Source organism: Frigoribacterium sp. CFBP 13729 (genome assembly GCF_014841875.1).
GTDB lineage: Bacteria > Actinomycetota > Actinomycetes > Actinomycetales > Microbacteriaceae > Frigoribacterium.
This window is the reverse complement of sequence record NZ_JACYUR010000005.1, coordinates 12,386-29,741: the sequence shown is the minus strand read 5'-3', so window position 1 is coordinate 29,741 and position 17,356 is coordinate 12,386. Positions and strand designations below refer to the sequence as shown.

The window sequence follows — 17,356 nt, the reverse complement described above, 5'->3', positions numbered from 1 at the left end:
TCGGCGTCGGCGCGGTCCGTCACGACGGACCGCCGGCGCCGGACTCGCCCGCCGTCGCGTCCGGGCTCAGCCGGCGTAGGTCGGCGCGGCCGGCAGCCCGAAGAACTCCTCGAGCGTCGTCACTCCCGTGGTGTGCAGCTCGGTCGCGAGCGGCACCCCCACGTAGCGGAAGTGCCACGGCTCGTAGGTGAACCCCGTGACGGCCGTCTTGTCGGCCGGGTAGCGCAGCAGCCAGCCGTAGCGCCAGGCGTTGGCGGCGAGCCACTGCCCCTGGGCGGTGTCGCCGAAGCAGGCCTGCAGGGCGCAGCTCAGCGGGATCGGGCTGATGTCGGCGACGAGGCCCGTCTGGTGCTCGCTGTGCCCGGGGCGAGCGCTCTGGATGTCCGCCTGCGCCTGGCCGAGCCGGTCGACCCAGCCCTGGTAGACGCTCACCTGCGTGGCGTACGACCGGTACGCGCTCTGCACCTGGAACTGCCCGGCCCCCTCCGCCTCCCCCGCGGCGAACAGCGCTAGCAGGGCGTCGCCGGCCTCGCGACGGAACACGGGAGGGTTCTGCGACGCCACGTCGATGGTGACCAGGTCGCTCGGCACGTAGTCGATCGGGCTCAGCGGCCTCAGCTTGTCGCTCACGACCCAGAGGCTCGCGGGGTCGTCGATCGACATCGCCGACTTGTCGAAGGCGGGCGCGGCAGGCGTCGGGGGCTCGGCGGGGCTGGTCACGGGGGCAGGCTCCTCGGAGGGCTCGGCGGTCGCGGCGGGAGCAGAGGACGACGGAGGCGCGCTCGGCCTCGCACTCGTGCTCGCGTCCGGCTCGGCACCCGAGGTGCACCCCGCGAGCGCAGCCGTCACCAGGGCCAGCGCCAGCGCGGCCAACGGGGCCGACGCCGATGTGCGGTGACGCGACGGGCGGCGGCGGGAGGACGGCATCGCACCAGGCTAAGGCTCCTCCCCCGACAGCCGCTCGGCCTGCTCCGTCCCCAGGCTCATCACGACGTCTGGTGGAAGCCGTGCCGGTGCAGTACTTTTGCGGTCTGCGCACGTTCGGTGCGCCTCCCTCGGCTGCAGCGTCGCCGCCTCGCCCCCTCCCGTTCCGCAGCCCACGCCCGGTCCCGCAGCCCCCGCCCTGCTCCGCAGCCTCACCACCTCGTGCCCTCCGAAGGACGCCGCGCCATGTCGAGAACCACCGCCTCCTCCTCCCCTGCGACCACCGCCTCCTCGGCACCCGCGGAGCGACAGGGGCTGATGACCCACCGCCAGATCCTCTTCGTGATCTTCGGCCTGATGGCGGGCATGTTCCTGTCGGCGCTCGACCAGACGATCGTCGGCACGTCGATGCGGACCATCGCCGACGACCTCGACGGGCTGAGCCTGCAGGCGTGGGTGACCACCGCCTACCTGATCGTCTCGACGATCTCGACGCCGATCTACGGCAAGCTGTCCGACATCTTCGGCCGGCGGCCGCTGTTCCTGATCGCGATCTCGATCTTCCTGCTGGGCTCGCTGCTGGCCGGCTTCTCGACGAGCATGTACCAGCTCGCGCTGTTCCGGGCCGTGCAGGGCATGGGCGCCGGCGGCCTGATGGCGCTGCCGCTGACGATCATGGGCGACATCCTCGCTCCGCGCGAACGCGCCAAGTACCAGGGCTACTTCCTCGCCGTGTTCGGCATCTCGAGCGTGATCGGCCCGCTGGTGGGCGGGCTCTTCGCGGGTGCCGACCAGATCCTGTTCGTCACCGGCTGGCGCTGGGTGTTCCTCGTCAACCTGCCGATCGGCGTCGTCGCGCTCGCGGTCGTCGTGCGGTTCCTGCACATCCCCGGCCAGGTGCGTCGCGAGAACGTCCGCATCGACTGGTGGGGCGCGGCCTCGGTGATCGTCGCCGCCGTGCCCCTGCTGCTCGTCGCCGAGCAGGGCCGCGAGTGGGGCTGGTCGTCGCCCGGCGCCTTCGCCTGCTACGTGATCGGCGCGATCGGCATCGTGTCGTTCGTCATGGTCGAGCGGGCGATGGGCGACGACGCGCTCATCCCGCTGAAGCTGTTCCGCAACGCCACCTTCTCGATGGCGACCGTGCTCGGCGTGCTGGTCGGCTTCGGCATGTTCGGCGCGCTGCTGACCGTGCCGCTCTACCTGCAGCTCGTGCTCGGCTCGACGCCGACCGAGAGCGGGTTCCAGATGCTGCCGATGATCGCCGGGCTGATGATCTCGTCGATCGTCTCGGGCCAGCTCATCTCTCGGACGGGCCGCTACCGGATCTTCCCGATCACGGGCACCGCGTTCATGTCGCTCGGCTTCTTCTGGTTCACGAACCTCTCGTACGACAAGCCCTACTGGTTCATGATGATCGGCATGCTGCTGATCGGCCTCGGGCTCGGGCAGCTGATGCAGACGCTCACCATCGCGTCGCAGAACTCGGTCGGCCCGCGCGACATCGGCGTGGCCACCTCGGCGTCGACGTTCTTCCGCCAGATCGGCGGCACGCTCGGCACCGCCGTGCTGTTCTCGGTGCTCTTCTCGCGCATCCCGCAGACGATCGCCGCGGCGTTCGCCGACCCGGCCCTGCAGCGCGACGCCCAGGCCGCGCTCGCCGACCCGAGCGTCACCGCCGACAGCGCGAACGCGAGCATCCTCGGCCTCTACCAGGCGGCACAGAACGGCGACACGTCGCAGGTCGGTGGAGCGCTGAACGGCAACACGTCGTTCCTGAACACGGCCGACAGCCGGCTGGCGGCGCCGTTCCTCGACGGGTTCGCGCAGGCGACCGTCACCGTGTTCTGGGTCGCGCTCGGCATCGTGCTCGTCGCCTTCGTGCTCAGCTTCTTCCTCAAGGCGACGCCGCTGAGGCAGAAGTCGGCCATCGACGAGGCGAACGACGACCGGCTCGCGGCCGAGCTGGCAGCGCAGGAGGCGGCGGCCGCATCGGGCGCGCTGGTCGCGCCGACGACGGGCAGCGTCCCGGTCGTCGAGGGCGACGGGCCGTCGGCGGAGCGACCCGCGTCGGGCGGGCCGTCCTCGGACCGCCCCGCGTCGGGCGGGCCGTCCTCGGACCGACCCTCCTCGAGCTGACCGGGGCTGGTCGCACCCGCCATGAACTGACTGGGAACCCCTCGCGACGCTCGCCGCAGGCTAGGACTCCCTGATCGGCTTAGCTACACTCTCTAGCATGCCTCCCGAGCCGACCCGGCGTAACTACGACGCGACGGGGTACTGGTACGGCTCCAGCGCCAGCGAGCGCGGAGTCGCCGTGCTGAACGCCCTCCGTCGTTACCGCGCCGCCGAGTCGGACATGCGTCGTCGCACCCGCGACAGCATGAAGATGAACGAGACCGACCTCGCCGCGCTCCGGTTCCTCGTGCGGGCCGGCCGCAAGCACGAGCCCGTCAGCGCCAAGGTGCTGGCCGAGCACCTCGCCATCACCTCCGCGTCCACGTCCGTGCTGATCAACCGCCTCGTCGCCAGCGGCCACGTCGAGCGCCTGCCCCACCCCACCGACAAGCGCGGCGTCCTGCTGCGGGCCACCGAGGGCACGCACGCCGAGGTCACCGACACGCTCTCCGGCATGCACGGCCGCATGATCACCGCGGCCCAGGGGCTCTCGCCCGACGAGACCGCAGCCGTCGTCTCGTTCCTCGAGGCCATGACGGCCGCCGTCGACGTCGACGACCACGCCCTCGCCGAGATCGCCCTGGCCGAGGCGCGGGCCGAGGCAGAGGCCGAGGCACTCGCCGAGCTCGAGGGCCGCGACGCCGTCCCCGCTGGGACTGCCGCCGCCGAGCCGTCGCGCGACGCCCACGCCGGCTCGGAGCCCGTCTCCGCCTGACCGGACCCGCTGGCCGCAAATGCCGACCGGGCGCGCTGCAATACCGGCTTTTCCCCTTGTTGCAGGGGCGATTTCGGGCAGATGGTCGGCATTTGCGGAGCTATAGCCGCCATGACGGCAACTCGGGCGGCTGCGGCCGCAGGTCAGCTGGCCGAGGAGGCGCGGGGCGGCTCGGCGACGACGAACGTCGCGTCCGGGAGGCGTCTGCGCATGACGGCCACCGCCTCCTCGTTGCTGTCGACCAGCACGTAGCGACGACCCAGCGCCTCGGCCACCGCGCCGAGCGTGCCGCTGCCGGCGAAGAAGTCGAGCACCCAGTCGCCCTCGCGCGACGACGCCTGCACCATGCGCCGCAGCACCCCCTCGGGCTTCTGCGTCGGGTAGCCGGTCTTCTCGCGTCCCGTCGGCGACACGATGGTGTGCCACCAGACGTCGGTCGGCAGCTTGCCGCGCGCGACCTTCTCGGGCGTGACCAGGCCGGGCGCCATGTACGGCTCGCGGTCGACGGTCTCCGAGTCGAAGAAGTACCCCTTCGGGCTCTTCACGTAGACGAGGATCGTGTCGTGCTTCGTCGGCCAGCGGTTGCGGCTCTTGGCGCCGTAGTCGTAGGCCCAGATGATCTCGTTGAGGAACGAGTCGCGGCCGAACAGCGCGTCGAGCAGCACCTTCGCGTAGTGCGCCTCGCGGTAGTCGAGGTGCAGGTAGAGCGTGCCGTCGTCGGCGAGCAGCCGCCACGCCTCGGCGAGCCTCGGCTCGAGGAACGACCAGTAGTCGTCGAAGCGGTCGTCGTAGCGCATCAGGTCGCCGCGGATCCGCTCGTAGCCGAGGCCCTTGAAACCGGTCACGGCGGTCACCGAGTCGGGCACGCTGCGGACCGACGTCGTCGAGCGCCGCGTCTGCGGCCGGCCCGTGTTGAACGGAGGGTCGAGGTAGACGACCGTGAACGCGCCGTCGGGCAGCGTCGGGGTCACGTCGAGGTTGTCGCCGTGGACCACGAGACTCGAGGAGGCGCGGGTCCAGTCGACGGGCATGGTCGCCATCCTCTCGCACCGGTGGACACCCCCGGAGCCACCCGGCGTACCGTGTCGGGATGAGCACAGCAGTCGAGAACCGCCCCGATCAGAACCAGTACGTCCTCGTCGAGGACGGCAGCACGATCGGGCTCGCCGCCTACGACGTCGTCGGCGACGAGATCCGCTTCACGCACACCGAGATCGAGCCGGCCCGCCGCGGCGCCGGCCTCGGGGCACAGCTCGTGCAGGGCGCGCTCGACGACGTCCGCTCCGAGACGTCGCTGCGCGTCGTGCCGATGTGCCCGTTCGTCGTCGACTGGGTCGACGAACACGTCGACTACCAGGAGCTCCTGACGCGCTAGGCCCTGGCCTCGGGGACGGGCCCGGCCTCAGGCTCGGGGACGGGCACGGGCACGGGCTCGGGCCGCGATGGCCCGGGCGTCACGTCGAGTGGTCAGTTCCTGTCGTTCCCCCGCGCGGGACGGACAGTTGCTGACCACTCGAGGGTCCCGAGCTCGGGGCCGGGTCCTGGGAGGTCGGCGACCGGTCCCCGGGGCCGAGCCCGCGCCTCCTTCGGTCAGGCTCTGCTGCTCAGGGGACGCGGCGGAGCCACTCCGGCGTCGCGAACTTCGTGGTGACGAGCTGCTCGGCCGCCTGCAGCTCGTCGTCGGTGACGTGGCCGACCTCGGCGCCGTAGAGGCCGGTGAACGTCTGCTTCATGCGCTCGATGATCTCGGCGCGCGGCAGCCCGGTCTGGCTGCGCAGCGGGTCGACGCGCTTGGCGGCGCTGGTCGTGCCCTTGTCGCTCATCTTCTCGCGGCCGATGCGGAGCACCTTCACCATCTTCTCGCCGTCCATGTCGTACGACATCGTGGCGTGGTGCAGCAGGGCCCCGTTGCCGAGGCGCTTCTGGGCGGCCCCGCCGATCTTGCCCTTCGCGCTGGTGATGTCGTTCAGCGGCTGGTAGAACGCGTCGATGCCGAGCGACTTCAGGGCGGTGATGACCCACTCGTCGAGGTACGCGTAGCTGTCGGCGAAGCTCATGCCCTGCACGAGCTCGCCGGGGGCGTAGAGCGAGTAGGTGACGATCGACTGGGCGTCCATGAACATGGCGCCGCCTCCGCTGATGCGCCGCACGACCTCGAAGCCGTGCTCGGCGGCCGCGTCGAGGTCGACCTCGTTGCGCAGCGACTGGAAGCTGCCGATGACGACGGCGGGCTGGTCCCACTCCCAGAAGCGGAGGGTGGGCTGGCGGCGGCCGGCCCCCACCTCCTCGGTCAGGACCTGGTCGAGGGCGAGGTGCATGTTCGGCGAGACGGGCGCGTCGTGGATGATCTGCCAGTCGTGGTCGCGCCAGTCGGTCGCCTTCGAGAGGCTGCGGCGGATGGCCGTCGCGACCGCGTCGGGCGAGAAGCCGAGCAGGACGGCGTCGTCGGGGAGGCCCGCCTTGATCGCGGCGGCGATGGACACCGCGTCGGACTCGACCGGCAGGCCGTTCACGGCACGGTCGATGGCGTCGAGCGCCGTGTCGGGCTCGAGGAAGAAGTCGCCCGCGAGCCGGAACTCGGCGATGCGTCCTTCGCGCACCTCCAGGTCGACCACCACGAGCTTGCCGCCAGGGACCTTGTACTCACCGTGCATGGCTGCAGCCTATGCCTGCGCGCTCTGCGTCGGGGCTGTGGCAAATGCCGACCGCAGCAGCATGAACGGCCCCGCAACCCTTGGATATCCCACTATGCGAGGTCCCGCGGTCGGCATTTGCGGCTTGCGCACGGCGACGGCGCGCCGCGGGTCGAGGGGCGCGGCAGGGCAGGTCAGGGGCGCGGGAGGCGGGCGTCGAGCCACGCGACGAGGTCGGCGAAGACCTGGGCCCGGTTCGTCTCCTTGAAGACCTCGTGCCGGGCGCCGTCGTAGACGACGAGCTCGACGTCCGTGAGGCCGCTGCGCGACACGTAGGCCTCGGCGAGCTTGCGGGCGCTCTCCTCGCCGCCGAGAGGGTCGTCTCCCCCGACGAGGATCAGCAGCGGCACGTCGCGGTCGAGCTGCTTGGCCGGACGCCCGAGCAGGCGCAGCGCGTCGCGCCAGCCGAACAGGGTCGCGACCTTCGCGTCGACGGCCAGCGGGTCGGCCGCCATCTCGGCCGCGACCGCCGGGTCGCGGCTCAGCCACTCGAAGCCGGTCGTGCCGAGGTGCGCGTGCCGGGCGTTGAGGTCGCCGCCGTTCATGCTGCCGGGCACCCGGTACGCGGTCCCGCTGAGCACGACGGCGTCGTAGAGCGAGGCCCGCTCGTCGACGATCTTCTGGAGCATCAGCGACCCCCACGAGTGGCCGAGCGCCACGAGGGGGAGGCCGGGTGCGTCGTCGCGGATGATCCCCGTGAACTGGACGACCGCCTCCACCGCTCCCCGCAGCCCCGACGGGCCGAGGCGGCCGAGCTTCGTGTGGTCACCGCTGTGCTGCCCGAGGCCGGTCGCGCCGTGGCCGAGGTGGTCGTCGGCGTAGACCGTCCAGCCGGCGCGGACGAGCTCCTGCGCCAGCTCCTCGTAGCGGAGCGCGTGCTCGCCGACGCCGTGCATCAGCTGGACGGAGCCGCGCGGGTCAGCCGCCCGCCAGACGTACCAGTGGACGGTGACGCCGTGGGCGTCGACGAACGTGTGGTCGCCTCGCGCGGCGGAGAAGGTGGGCACGGTGCCATCCTCGCATCAGCGGGCCGTGGGCGGCGGGCGGCTCGGCGCCTGGGGCGACTCGGGCTGCAGGACCCGACCGGAGAGGCTGCAACCACCGGATATCGCGGTCTTGTAGCCGAAGTAGGGCCCGACCAGTCGGCATTTACGGAACCGGAACAGAGCCCGGGCCTACGCCGCGCACCCTCCGGCGCGCACGGGGGCGTGCGCAGGTCCGGAGGGTGCGGAGGAGGCGCGGAGCGCGCCGGGCAGGTCAGCGGCGGTCGTCGACGTCGGTGCGGAGCACCCCGAAGGAGGCGTCGAGGTCGACGTCGACCTCGGTCCCGTCGTCGAGGCGCACGTCGACCTCGTACGCGGTGTCGCCGTCGTCGCTGCGGTCGGCGTCGGTCACGGTGCCCCCGCCGGCAGCGGCGATCGCGGCGGCGGCGGCCTGGTCGAAGTCGGCTCCGACGAGGTCGTCGTCGCTGCCGGAGGTGCTGCCCGAGGTGCTGTCGGAGCCGGGCGTGCTCGAGGAGCCGGGCGTGGCCGTCGAGTCGTCGGAGAGGTCGTCGTCGCCGCGGCCGTCCCGGCCGGAGTCGTCGTCGCCGTCGCGGTCGTCACGGCCGGAGCGGTCGTCGCGGCCAGAGCGGTCGTCGCGGCCAGAGCGGTCGTCGCGGCCGGCGCTGTCGTCGTCGATGCGCGACGAGGAGACGCTGAAGTCGTCGCCCAGCAGCACGGTGCTCTCGCGGCCGTCGGGCAGCACGACGTCGACCTCGTAGCCGGGCAGGCCGTCGTCGAGGCGGTCGACGTCGGTGACGGTGCCTCCGCCGGTCTCGGCGAGCGCCGCCTCCTGCGCCCGGTCGTTCGCCGCGCCGCCGACGCGGTCGTCGAGGGTCGACGCGACGGCCACGCCGCCGCCGCCCAGCACGAGGATCCCCACGACCCCGCCGGCGACGAGGAGGGACTTCTTGCTCTTCAGGACGTTCTTCACGGTGTCTCCGATCGTGGGCCGCGGTGCGGCAGGTGGTGCTCTCTCGAGCGATGACCCCACTGTCTCGGGCAGGCGCTGAAGCGCCCCTGAAGCGACCTGAAGGAACGTTCAGCGAGCGTCGCCGCCCGCCCGTCAGTCACCCGCCGCCCGTCACTGCGCGCCGCACCCCGTTGTGGACGATGCACCCCGTCGTTCCGGGGTGCATGGTCCACTCCGGGGTGTCTCGACATCGAGGAGGCCAGGAGGCGCTGGTCACGCCGACAGGTCAGATCAGGTCGGCCTGCAGGTCAGGCGGCGTCGGCCGGCAGGTCGACGACGAAGCGCGCCCCGCCGAGCGGTGACGTCTCGACCCGCACCGACCCTCCGTGCACTCGCACGATCTCGGCGACGATGGCGAGCCCGAGGCCGCTGCCTCCGGCGTCGCGGTCGCGGGCCTCGTCCAGGCGGACGAAGCGCTCGAAGATCCGCGCGCGGTCGTCCGCGTCGACCCCCGCACCGTCGTCGTCGACCGTCAGGACCGCGCGACCGTCGGCCGTCTCGACGAGCCCCACGGCCACCGCCGAGCGCGCGTGCCGCGAGGCGTTGGCGACGAGGTTGCGGACGACCTGGCCGAGCAGCCCCTCGTCGCCGCGCACACGTGCCGGTCCCACGGCCGTGGCGTCGACGGAGACGCCACGACCGACGCCCTCGCCCGAGCCCGAGGTCGACCCCGAACCCGAGGCCGCACCCCCACCCGCGCCCGCGCTCGTGCCCGTGCCCGTGCCCGACCGCAGGCGAGCCGCCTCCGTCAGCACGAGGTCGTCGAGGTCGACCGGGCGGCGGGCGACGCCGAGCGCGCCCTCGTCGGCGCGGGCGAGGACCAGCAGGCCCTGCACAAGTGAGGTGAGGCGCGCCTCCTCGCCGAGGACGGTGCCGGCCAGCGCCCGCCCGTCGATGCTCTCGGGGTGCAGCAGCGCGACCTCGGCGTGCTGGCGGATGGTCGCGAGCGGCGTCTTGAGCTCGTGCGAGGCGTCGCCGACGAAGCGCCGCTGCGCGGTCGCGGAGGCGTCCAGCCGGTCGAGCATGCCGTTGAGGGTCGAGGCGAGCCGCGACACCTCGTCTCCCCCACCTGGGTCGGCGAGGCGGTGCGACAGGTTCGCGGCGGTCACCTCGGCGACCTCGCGGCGCATCGACTCGACCGGGCGCAGCGCCCGCCCGACCACGAACCAGGTCGTCACCCCCAGCACGAGCAGCGCCACGGGGACGGCCACGCCGAGCGTCAGCAGGCTGGCCGAGGAGGCGGCCTGCGCCTCGTCGAGGGAGCGCGCGGCCACGACGTCCCACCGTGTCGTGACGGTCTGGACGTCGAGGTCGTCGTCGCCCTCGGCGGCGGCGGCAGCGGCAGCCGCAGCGCTCGCGTCCTCGGCTGCCTCACGCGCGTCGTCGGCCGCGTCGCGAGCGGCCTCGGCGGCGTCGTCCTCGTCGAGTGCGTCGTCGTCGTAGGACGGGGACTCCGACGGCTCCGGCGCGGTGGACGGGCTCGCGCTCGGGCTCGACGACGGCGAGGGAGTCGACGTGGTCGTGCTCACCGACTCGGCACCGTCGGTCTCGACGACGAAGTCGTCCCCGTCGAGCGAGACCCGGCTGCCCGAGGCGGCCCCTGCGAGCTGTCGCGCGTACCCGGCGAGGTCGTCGTCGCCGCCCGTCGCGACGAGCTGCCCCGCGGAGTCGAAGACGGCCACGAGCGCTCCGTCCGCGTCGCCGGAGACGGCGACGGCCGGGCTCGACCCGCCCGCGAGCGCGGCGACGGCCCGGTCGACGTCGGCGGACGCGGCCGAGCGCGGGGCGTCCGCGAGCACCGCCTGCTGCACCAGCGCGAAGACGAGCGCGAACGCGCCGAGCGTGAGCGCCACAGCGAGCACGGCGGCCGCGGTGATGCGGAGGCGCAGCGAGCCACGGCGACCGGTGCGGGCCTGTCGACCGGCGCGGGCCGCGCGGCCACCGTCGTCGTCGCGACCACCGGGGCCGACGCGACCGGCGTCGTCAGCCACCCCGCGCCTCCAGCCGGTAGCCGGCGCCGCGCAGGGTGACGATCGACTCGCGGCCGAAGGGCCGGTCGACCTTGTTGCGGAGGTGCCGGACGTACACCTCGACGATGTTCGGGTCGCCCTCGAAGTCGTCGTTCCAGACGCCGTCGAGCACCTCGCGCTTCGTGACGACGCTGCCGGCACGGCGCATCAGGAACTCGAGCACGGCGAACTCGCGGCTCGTCAGCTCGATCTGCTCGTCGCCGCGGTGGACGTCGCGCGACGCCGGGTCGAGCCGCAGGTCGCCCGCCTCGAGCACGACCGGCCGCTCGCGGGCCCCGCGGCGCACGAGCGCACGGAGGCGGGCGAGCAGCACCGCGAACGAGAACGGCTTGGTGAGGTAGTCGTCGGCGCCGGTGTCGAGGGCCTCGACCTGGTCCCACTCGCCGTCCTTGGCCGTGAGCATGATGACCGGTGTCCAGTCGCCTCCTTCACGCATCGCCCGGCAGACGGCGTAGCCGCTCATGCCGGGCAGCATGATGTCGAGGACGACCACGTCGTAGCTGCCCTCGCGCGTGCGCCAGAGCGCGTCGGTGCCGGTGCCCGCCACGTCGACGGCCATGCCCTCGGCCTCGAGCCCGACGCGGAGCCCCTCGGCCAGCGTCGGCTGGTCCTCGACGACGAGCACGCGCACGACAGCCCCTTCCTCGCGCGCACCCTGCCCGCGTGCCCATCCTGGCGCGGGTGCGCTGAAGCAGGGCTGAAGCGGCGCGCGGGGCGGATCGCAGGAGCCGCGCGCTAGTGCGCCGAGTAGCCGCCGTCGACGAGGTGGTAGCTGCCGGAGATGAACGACGCCTCGGGGCTGAGGAGGAACAGCACGAGCGCCGCGACCTCGGAGTCGGTGCCGAGGCGGCCCGACGCGTGCTGGCCCTCGAGGGCGTGCAGCTCGTCGGTCGACATCGACGAGCGGACGAGCGGCGTGTCGATGAAGCCCGGGCCGACGGCGTTGGTGCGGACGCCCTGCGCCGTGTACTCGAGCGCCGCGACCTTGGTCAGGCCGATCAGGGCGTGCTTGCTCGTGACGTACGCGGCGTTCTTCGCGATGCCGACCGAGCCGAGCACGGAGGCCATGTTGACGACGGCTCCGCCGCCGGCCTCCACCATCGCGGGCAGCTGGAACTTGAGGCCGTAGAAGACGCCGTCGAGGTCGACCGAGCGGACCCTGTCCCAGGCGGCGATGTCGTAGTCGCCGATGGTCTGCGGCGCGGCGCCGATGCCGGCGTTGTTGACGGCGAGGTGCAGGGCGCCGTAGGTCTCCTTCGCGAACGCGACGGCCGCCTCCGAGTGCTCCCACTTCGCGGTGTTCTGCTCGAACGGGGCCGCGGTGCCGCCGGCCGAGGTGATCTCGTCGACGATGCGCTGTGCCGCCTCGACGTTGATGTCGGTCACGACGACCGACGCCCCCTCCGCCGCGAGCTGGCGCGAGACCTCGGCGCCGATGCCGCTCCCGCCGCCGGTCACGATCGCCGTCTTGCCGCTGAACTTGCCCATGCTGTCGCTTCTTCCTCGTGTCGTGTGGGGCTCTTCGACGAGCCGCCCTCGACGATACGCCTGCATGGACCTGACAGCAACAGGTGTCGTACATCGAGGCGAATCGTTTACTTAGGCGAGCTAAATGATTAGGCTGGTGGGCGATGACCGAGACCACCGCACCCGCAGCTGCAGCACCCGCCCGCCGCTCCGTCCCGCACGCCCAGCTCGCCTCCGACGTGCGCGGCTCGGTGCTCCGCCTCGCCCGCCGGATGCGCCAGCAGAAGGCCGACGTCGACGTCTCCGACGCGCAGATGACGGCCCTGGGCTACGTCTTCCACGAGCAGCCGCTCACCATCGGGGCCCTGACCGAGCACGAGGGCGTCACTCCCCCGTCGATGAACCGCACGGTCGGCAAGCTCGTCGACGCCGGCCTGGTCAGCCGTCGGGTCGACGACGACGACCGTCGCCGGGTGGTGCTCGAGACGACGGAGGCGGGTGCCGCGTTCGTGCTCGAGACCCGACGCCGCCGCGACGAGTGGCTGGTGCCGCGGCTGGCCGCGCTGACCGCCGACGAGCGCCGCACCCTGGCCGACGCCACCGAGATCCTGCGGAAGCTGAACCGGTCGTGAGCGCGATGTTCCGCTCGCTCGGCCTCTACAACTACCGGCTCTGGTTCGGCGGCGCGCTCGTCTCGAACACGGGCACGTGGATGCAGGCCACCGCGCAGGACTGGCTCGTGCTCACCCACCTCACCGACCACGACGCGACCGCGGTCGGCATCACCATGGCGCTGCAGTTCGCGCCGCCCATCCTGCTCGTGCCCGTCACCGGCCTCATCGCCGACCGGTTCGACCGGCGCCGCATGCTGATGCTCACCCAGGGCACGATGGCCCTGCTCGGCCTGGCCCTCGGCCTGCTGGTGCTCACCGACGTCGCGCAGCTCTGGATGGTGTGGATCTTCGCGCTCCTGCTCGGAACGGTGAACGCGATCGACGCCCCGATCCGACAGAGCTTCGTGTCGGAGCTCGTCCCCCCGGGGCACCTCTCGAACGCCGTCTCGCTGAACTCGGCCTCGTTCAACGGCGCGCGCCTCCTCGGCCCGGCCGTCGCCGGCGTGCTGATCGCGAGCGTGGGCACCGGCTGGGTGTTCCTGATCAACGCGGCGTCGTTCGCGGCGGTGCTGCTGTCGCTGCGGTTCATCCGGGTGTCGCAGCTCGAGCACAAGCCGCCGGTGTCGCGGGCCAAGGGCCAGATCCGCGAGGGGTTCCGCTACGTGAAGGGGCGCCCCGACCTGCTCGTCGTCTTCACGATGATCTTCGTGATCGGCACCTTCGGGCTCAACTTCCCGATCTTCACCTCGACGATGGCGAGCGTCGAGTTCGGCGTCGACGCGAGCGGGTTCGGCCTGCTGTCGTCGTGCATCGCCGTGGGGTCGCTGACGGGCGCCCTGCTCTCGGCCCGACGCGAGCGCCCGCGGATGCGGGTGCTGGTGCTGGCCGCCGCCTCCTTCGGGGTGACCTGCACCGTCGCCGCGCTGATGCCCAGCTACTGGACGTTCGCCGCCGTGCTCGTCGCCGTCGGGCTGTCGTCGATCACGCTGATGACCACGGCCAACAGCACGGTGCAGCTGTCGACCGCGCCCGAGATGCGCGGCCGCGTGATGGCGCTCTACATGGCGATCTTCACGGGCGGCACGCCGCTCGGCGCCCCGATCGTGGGCTGGGTCGCCGACACGGCCGGGCCCCGCTGGGCGATCGGCGTCGGCGCCGCGGCCGGCTTCGTCGCCGCGGGGATCGCCGTGGTCTGGCTCGTGCGCCGTCAGCACCTGCGGGTGCGGCGCGTGGCACCGGTCGCCGCGGCCGCGGACGCCGGGGTCGTGCGGCGGATCGCCCCGCGGCTCGTGCCGCACTTCACCGTCGAGCACGACGGCGACGGGGGCCGACCCGCGCGCGAGCGGCGCGACGAGGCCGCCGCCGTGCTGGCCGCCGACGAGGTCGCGTCGCGCACGTCGTGAGCGCGTGGCCGCTGAGCGCAAGGGGCTACCACGGTCGGGCCGCCCGGCGTACAGTCCGCCCATGACGAGTCCTCGGGTCTGATCCGGCCCCGCGGCGTCCCGTCGTGGAGGGTCCCGACATGGGCAGGACAGCGCGGTGCGCGGCAGCGGCTCTCGCCGCCGTCGTCGCCGGAGGCGCGCTCGGCCTGGCAGCGGACGCCCGCGCCGTCGACGGCCCCTACGACTACGTCGCGGTCGCGTTCCTGCTGCTGGCGTCCGCGCTCGTCGTCGGCGGCGTCGTCGTGCTGCTCGTCGCGCTGGCTGACCGCCTGCTCGGGCGACTGCCGACGTCGAGCTCGGAGACGGCCCCGACCCCGGTCCCCGCCGCGACCGTGCTCACCCCCGAGGAGGCGGTCCGCACGTCGGCCTCGGAGCCGGCTGCTCTCGCGGCGGCCTGGACGACGACCCGCCGGCACGCGGCCAGGGCAGGGCGCGCGGCGACCTCGGCGACCCACCGAGCGGCTGCGGCGCGGCGTTCCGCGACGAGCTCCCTCACGGACGCGGTCACGCGGTCCGTGGCCGCTGCGCGTGCCGCCGGGGCGGCGAGGTCGACGGCTGCGCACGCGACCTCGGCTCCCGGACCACTCGAGGACGAGTCCGAGCGGACCGCCGTCGGCGCGGGCGTCCCGCTCGCCACGTCGTCGCCCGCGGCAGCCCGGGACCTGGACCGTCCGCAGCACGACGACCAGAGCCCGGCCGAGCCCCCTGAGCGCCCAGACGGCCCAGGTGCCCTGGCGGGCGGGCACGGTGCAGCACCCCGCGGGGCCGCGGCTCAGCGCTTGCTGTAGTCGAACGACAGCCGCATCCGGTCGCCCCGGAACACGATCGTCGAGTACTCGAAGGCACCGCCTGCGGCGTCCGAGATGACGTCGGTCAGCTGCAGGACCGGGTCGCGCGGCTGCAGGTGCAGCAGCTCGGCGTCGACCGCGGTGACGGCCACCGCCTCGAGCGACTCGGCGACGTCGTGCATGGCCAGGTCGAACGCCGACTCGAGCACGACGCAGAGCTGCTCGCCCACGACGTCGAGACGGTCGAGGGTCGGTGCGAGGTCGGCGGGCACGAACGAGCGGTGGACGCTCAGCGGCTGCCCGTCGACGGAGCGCAGCCGGACGATCGCGAAGACGAGGGCACCCGGCGGCAGCCTCAGCCGCTCGCGGACGCGCGTCGGCGCGGGCTCGCAGACCAACGAGACGAGCTCGGTCGAGATGTCGTAGCCGAGCACCTCGAGCTGCTCGCGGATGCCCTGGTAGGCCGGCGAGACGGCCGTGATCTTGTCGGGGGCGACGTAGGTGCCCTTGCCCTGGACCCGCACCAGCAGCCCGTCGGCGGTGAGCTTCGTGAGGACCCCCCGGACGGTCATCCGGCTCAGGCCGAACAGCCGGTTGAGCTCGTTCTCGGACGGGATGCGCTGGCTCGGGGCCCACTCGCCGCTCGCGATGCGCGCGCGGAAGATCTCTTCGAGCTGCTGGTAGAGGGGGACGAGGGAGTCCCGGTCGACGACGTCGGACACGAGCACCACCCTCCCAGATCCCTCACGGCGAATTCTTGCGGAGTCTACTTGTCTAGCCCTGTATGGACATGTACATTCCGAGCAGGTGCCGGAGGCGGCACCACCCCCACGAGGAAGTGAGGTCGAATCCGTGGTCGCATCGACACTGTCCATGACCCGGACCGCGCGGGACGCCGGCTACGCGGTGCCCGCGGTCAACGTCTTCGACGAGATCAGCATGCGAGCCGTGCTCGCCGCCGCGGAGCGGACCGCGTCCCCGCTCATCGTCCAGATCTCGACCAAGACCGTCCGCACCGCCGGCTGCGCGTTCGTCACCGACCTCTTCGCCGCCCTGGCCCGCGACGTGACCGTGCCGGTGGCCCTGCACCTCGACCACTGCCCCGACCGGGCGGTCCTCACCGAGGTCATCGCCTCCGGCTGGTCCTCGGTGCTCTTCGACGCCTCCGACCGCGACCTCGACGACGCCGTGCGCGAGACGCACGAGGTCACCGCCGAGGCCCACGCGGCCGGCGTGGACGTCGAGTCCGAGATCGAGAACATCCTCGGCGTCGAGGACGGGGTCGGCAGCGACGAGTCGCAGCACGCCTACTCCGTCGAGCAGCTCGCCGAGATCGCGGAGAGCACCGGCAGCGACCTGCTGGCCCCGCAGCTGGGCACGAGCCACGGGCTCTACAAGGCGCACCCGCAGCTGCTGCCCGAGCGGGCGGCCGAGCTCGCGGCGCTGACCGACCGCCCGATCGTGCTGCACGGCGGGACCGGCCTGTCGGAGGCGGACTTCCGGTCGTTCATCGACGCGGGGGTCTCGAAGATCAACATCTCGACGGCGGTCAAGCACGCCTACATGCAGGCGTCCCTGGCCCACCTCGAGGTGGCGCGCGCGAAGGACCGCTGGGACCCGCCCCGCCTGATCGCCGACGTCTCCGCCGCCGTGACCGACGTCATCGCCGAGCACGTCGCCTGGTTCGGGGCCGACGGCAAGGCCGCCGGCACCGGGAGCGCACGATGACGAGGGCCCTCCTCTTCGACTGCGACGGGGTGCTGGCCGACACGGAACGCGACGGCCACCTCCCCGCGTTCAACGAGACGTTCGAGCACTTCGGGCTGCCCGTCCGGTGGAGCGCCGACGACTACGCACGGGTGCTGCGCATCGGCGGCGGCAAGGAGCGTCTCACCTCGCTGCTGACACCCGAGTTCGTCGAGCGCGCCGGCCTGCCCGACGACGAGGAGGCGCAGCGCGCGACGATCGCGGAATGGCACGCGGAGAAGACCCGCCGGTACACCGCGAAGGTGCGGGCGGGCGAGATGCCCGGCCGCCCGGGCATCGCCCGCATCGCCGACGAGGCGCACGCCGCCGGCTGGCTGCTCGCGGTCGCGTCGACCTCGGCCGAGGAGTCCGTCCGGGCCGTGCTCGAGCACGTGGTGGGGCCCGAGGCCGCCTCGCGGTTCGCGGTGTTCGCCGGGGACGTCGTCCCCCGCAAGAAGCCCGCCCCGGACATCTACGAGCTCGCGCTCCGCGAGCTGGGGGTGCCGGCCGACGACGCCGTCGTCGTCGAGGACAGCGCCAACGGCCTGCGTGCTGCGGTCGCCGCTGGCCTGTCGACGGTCGTGACGACGAGCAGCTTCACCGTCGACGAGGACTTCTCGGGAGCCGCGCTCGTCGTCGACAGCCTGGGCGACCTGCCCGCCTCCCCGAGCCGGGTGCTCGCCGACCCGCGCGGCGTCGGGCCCCTCGACGTCGTGGACCTCGGCACCCTCGTCGCGCTGACGCACTGA

Annotated in this window: 18 protein-coding genes; 9 read left to right on the top strand and 9 right to left on the bottom strand. The window is 72.8% G+C overall.

The window, feature by feature from the left end; genetic code table 11:
- Positions 1–66: 66 nt before the first annotated feature.
- On the bottom strand, positions 67–630 hold the full coding sequence (locus IFT77_RS13715; protein WP_371741064.1) for a M15 family metallopeptidase: 564 nt from the start codon (positions 628–630) through the stop codon (positions 67–69).
- Between IFT77_RS13715 and IFT77_RS17000 the strand changes: the two genes are divergently transcribed.
- From IFT77_RS17000 to IFT77_RS13705, 3 genes are all read left to right on the top strand, one after another.
- Positions 620–898 carry a hypothetical protein gene (locus tag IFT77_RS17000; protein WP_244638853.1) on the top strand — a complete coding sequence of 93 codons (279 nt, stop codon included), beginning with the start codon at positions 620–622 and terminating at the stop codon, positions 896–898. The two genes, IFT77_RS13715 and IFT77_RS17000, sit on opposite strands and share 11 nt — an antisense overlap.
- Before the next feature lie 272 nt (positions 899–1,170).
- Positions 1,171–3,060: an MDR family MFS transporter gene (locus tag IFT77_RS13710; protein WP_371741063.1), complete on the top strand. Its 1,890-nt coding sequence runs from the start codon at positions 1,171–1,173 to the stop codon at positions 3,058–3,060.
- Positions 3,061–3,157: 97 nt separating this feature from the next.
- A complete protein-coding gene (locus IFT77_RS13705) occupies positions 3,158–3,814 on the top strand; it encodes a MarR family transcriptional regulator (RefSeq protein WP_192042428.1) in 657 nt (218 codons plus the stop codon).
- Between the two features lie 143 nt (positions 3,815–3,957).
- Here the strand turns inward: IFT77_RS13705 and IFT77_RS13700 are convergent, their stop codons facing one another.
- Positions 3,958–4,845 carry a site-specific DNA-methyltransferase gene (locus IFT77_RS13700; RefSeq protein ID WP_192042427.1) on the bottom strand — a complete coding sequence of 296 codons (888 nt, stop codon included), beginning with the start codon at positions 4,843–4,845 and terminating at the stop codon, positions 3,958–3,960.
- 59 nt (positions 4,846–4,904) lie between these two features.
- On the opposite strand from IFT77_RS13700, the gene IFT77_RS13695 reads away from it, so the two are divergent.
- Positions 4,905–5,189 (top strand): GNAT family N-acetyltransferase, encoded by a 285-nt coding sequence (locus IFT77_RS13695; RefSeq protein WP_192042426.1) that lies wholly within the window; start codon positions 4,905–4,907, stop codon positions 5,187–5,189.
- A gap of 229 nt (positions 5,190–5,418) precedes the next feature.
- Here the strand turns inward: IFT77_RS13695 and IFT77_RS13690 are convergent, their stop codons facing one another.
- The 6 genes from IFT77_RS13690 to IFT77_RS13665 form a co-directional block, all read right to left on the bottom strand.
- Complete coding sequence (locus IFT77_RS13690; RefSeq protein WP_192170300.1) at positions 5,419–6,468, bottom strand: biotin/lipoate A/B protein ligase family protein; 1,050 nt, start codon at positions 6,466–6,468, stop codon at positions 5,419–5,421.
- Between the two features lie 173 nt (positions 6,469–6,641).
- On the bottom strand, positions 6,642–7,514 hold the full coding sequence (locus tag IFT77_RS13685) for an alpha/beta fold hydrolase (RefSeq protein ID WP_192042424.1): 873 nt from the start codon (positions 7,512–7,514) through the stop codon (positions 6,642–6,644).
- Between the two features lie 250 nt (positions 7,515–7,764).
- Positions 7,765–8,481, bottom strand: coding sequence for a PepSY domain-containing protein (locus IFT77_RS17545; RefSeq protein WP_197980862.1), 717 nt, complete (start codon positions 8,479–8,481; stop codon positions 7,765–7,767).
- A 287-nt stretch (positions 8,482–8,768) separates the two neighbouring features.
- Positions 8,769–10,511 carry an ATP-binding protein gene (locus tag IFT77_RS16990; RefSeq protein WP_371741061.1) on the bottom strand — a complete coding sequence of 581 codons (1,743 nt, stop codon included), beginning with the start codon at positions 10,509–10,511 and terminating at the stop codon, positions 8,769–8,771.
- A complete protein-coding gene (locus IFT77_RS13670) occupies positions 10,504–11,181 on the bottom strand; it encodes a response regulator (RefSeq protein WP_192170299.1) in 678 nt (225 codons plus the stop codon). Before IFT77_RS13670 ends, IFT77_RS16990 begins: the two co-directional genes overlap by 8 nt.
- Before the next feature lie 104 nt (positions 11,182–11,285).
- Positions 11,286–12,038 (bottom strand): SDR family NAD(P)-dependent oxidoreductase, encoded by a 753-nt coding sequence (locus IFT77_RS13665; protein ID WP_192042423.1) that lies wholly within the window; start codon positions 12,036–12,038, stop codon positions 11,286–11,288.
- A 143-nt stretch (positions 12,039–12,181) separates the two neighbouring features.
- Here IFT77_RS13665 and IFT77_RS13660 point away from each other — a divergent pair, with 143 nt between their 5' ends.
- The 3 genes from IFT77_RS13660 (at position 12,182) to IFT77_RS13650 (ending at position 14,861) form a co-directional block, all read left to right on the top strand.
- On the top strand, positions 12,182–12,649 hold the full coding sequence (locus tag IFT77_RS13660) for a MarR family winged helix-turn-helix transcriptional regulator (RefSeq protein WP_192170298.1): 468 nt from the start codon (positions 12,182–12,184) through the stop codon (positions 12,647–12,649).
- Positions 12,646–14,034, top strand: a complete 1,389-nt coding sequence (locus IFT77_RS13655; protein WP_192042421.1) for an MFS transporter — start codon at positions 12,646–12,648, stop codon at positions 14,032–14,034. Before IFT77_RS13660 ends, IFT77_RS13655 begins: the two co-directional genes overlap by 4 nt.
- A gap of 119 nt (positions 14,035–14,153) precedes the next feature.
- The gene (locus tag IFT77_RS13650; RefSeq protein WP_192170297.1) at positions 14,154–14,861 is read left to right on the top strand and encodes a hypothetical protein; all 708 of its coding nucleotides are present in this window, start codon (positions 14,154–14,156) and stop codon (positions 14,859–14,861) included.
- Here the strand turns inward: IFT77_RS13650 and IFT77_RS13645 are convergent.
- Complete coding sequence (locus tag IFT77_RS13645; protein ID WP_197980861.1) at positions 14,846–15,583, bottom strand: GntR family transcriptional regulator; 738 nt, start codon at positions 15,581–15,583, stop codon at positions 14,846–14,848. The genes IFT77_RS13650 and IFT77_RS13645 overlap by 16 nt on opposite strands.
- 151 nt (positions 15,584–15,734) lie before the next feature.
- On the opposite strand from IFT77_RS13645, the gene IFT77_RS13640 reads away from it, so the two are divergent.
- Together IFT77_RS13640 and IFT77_RS13635 are read left to right on the top strand one after the other, a co-directional pair.
- Complete coding sequence (locus tag IFT77_RS13640; protein ID WP_192170296.1) at positions 15,735–16,589, top strand: class II fructose-bisphosphate aldolase; 855 nt, start codon at positions 15,735–15,737, stop codon at positions 16,587–16,589.
- Positions 16,586–17,356, top strand: a complete 771-nt coding sequence (locus IFT77_RS13635) for an HAD-IA family hydrolase (protein ID WP_192042417.1) — start codon at positions 16,586–16,588, stop codon at positions 17,354–17,356. The genes IFT77_RS13640 and IFT77_RS13635 overlap by 4 nt, the downstream gene beginning before the upstream one ends.

Excerpts from the sequence above, each read along its gene's own strand:
- IFT77_RS13650 (WP_192170297.1), top strand. The coding sequence starts at position 14,154 with ATGGGCAGGACAGCGCGGTGCGCGGCAGCGGCTCTCGCCGCCGTCGTC.
- IFT77_RS13635 (WP_192042417.1), top strand. The coding sequence starts at position 16,586 with ATGACGAGGGCCCTCCTCTTCGACTGCGACGGGGTGCTGGCCGACACG.
- IFT77_RS13690 (WP_192170300.1), bottom strand. The coding sequence starts at position 6,468 with ATGCACGGTGAGTACAAGGTCCCTGGCGGCAAGCTCGTGGTGGTCGAC.
- IFT77_RS13695 (WP_192042426.1), top strand. The coding sequence starts at position 4,905 with ATGAGCACAGCAGTCGAGAACCGCCCCGATCAGAACCAGTACGTCCTC.
- IFT77_RS13660 (WP_192170298.1), top strand. The coding sequence starts at position 12,182 with ATGACCGAGACCACCGCACCCGCAGCTGCAGCACCCGCCCGCCGCTCC.
- IFT77_RS13710 (WP_371741063.1), top strand. The coding sequence starts at position 1,171 with ATGTCGAGAACCACCGCCTCCTCCTCCCCTGCGACCACCGCCTCCTCG.
- IFT77_RS13665 (WP_192042423.1), bottom strand. The coding sequence starts at position 12,038 with ATGGGCAAGTTCAGCGGCAAGACGGCGATCGTGACCGGCGGCGGGAGC.
- IFT77_RS13640 (WP_192170296.1), top strand. The coding sequence starts at position 15,735 with ATGACCCGGACCGCGCGGGACGCCGGCTACGCGGTGCCCGCGGTCAAC.
- IFT77_RS13705 (WP_192042428.1), top strand. The coding sequence starts at position 3,158 with ATGCCTCCCGAGCCGACCCGGCGTAACTACGACGCGACGGGGTACTGG.
- IFT77_RS13700 (WP_192042427.1), bottom strand. The coding sequence starts at position 4,845 with ATGCCCGTCGACTGGACCCGCGCCTCCTCGAGTCTCGTGGTCCACGGC.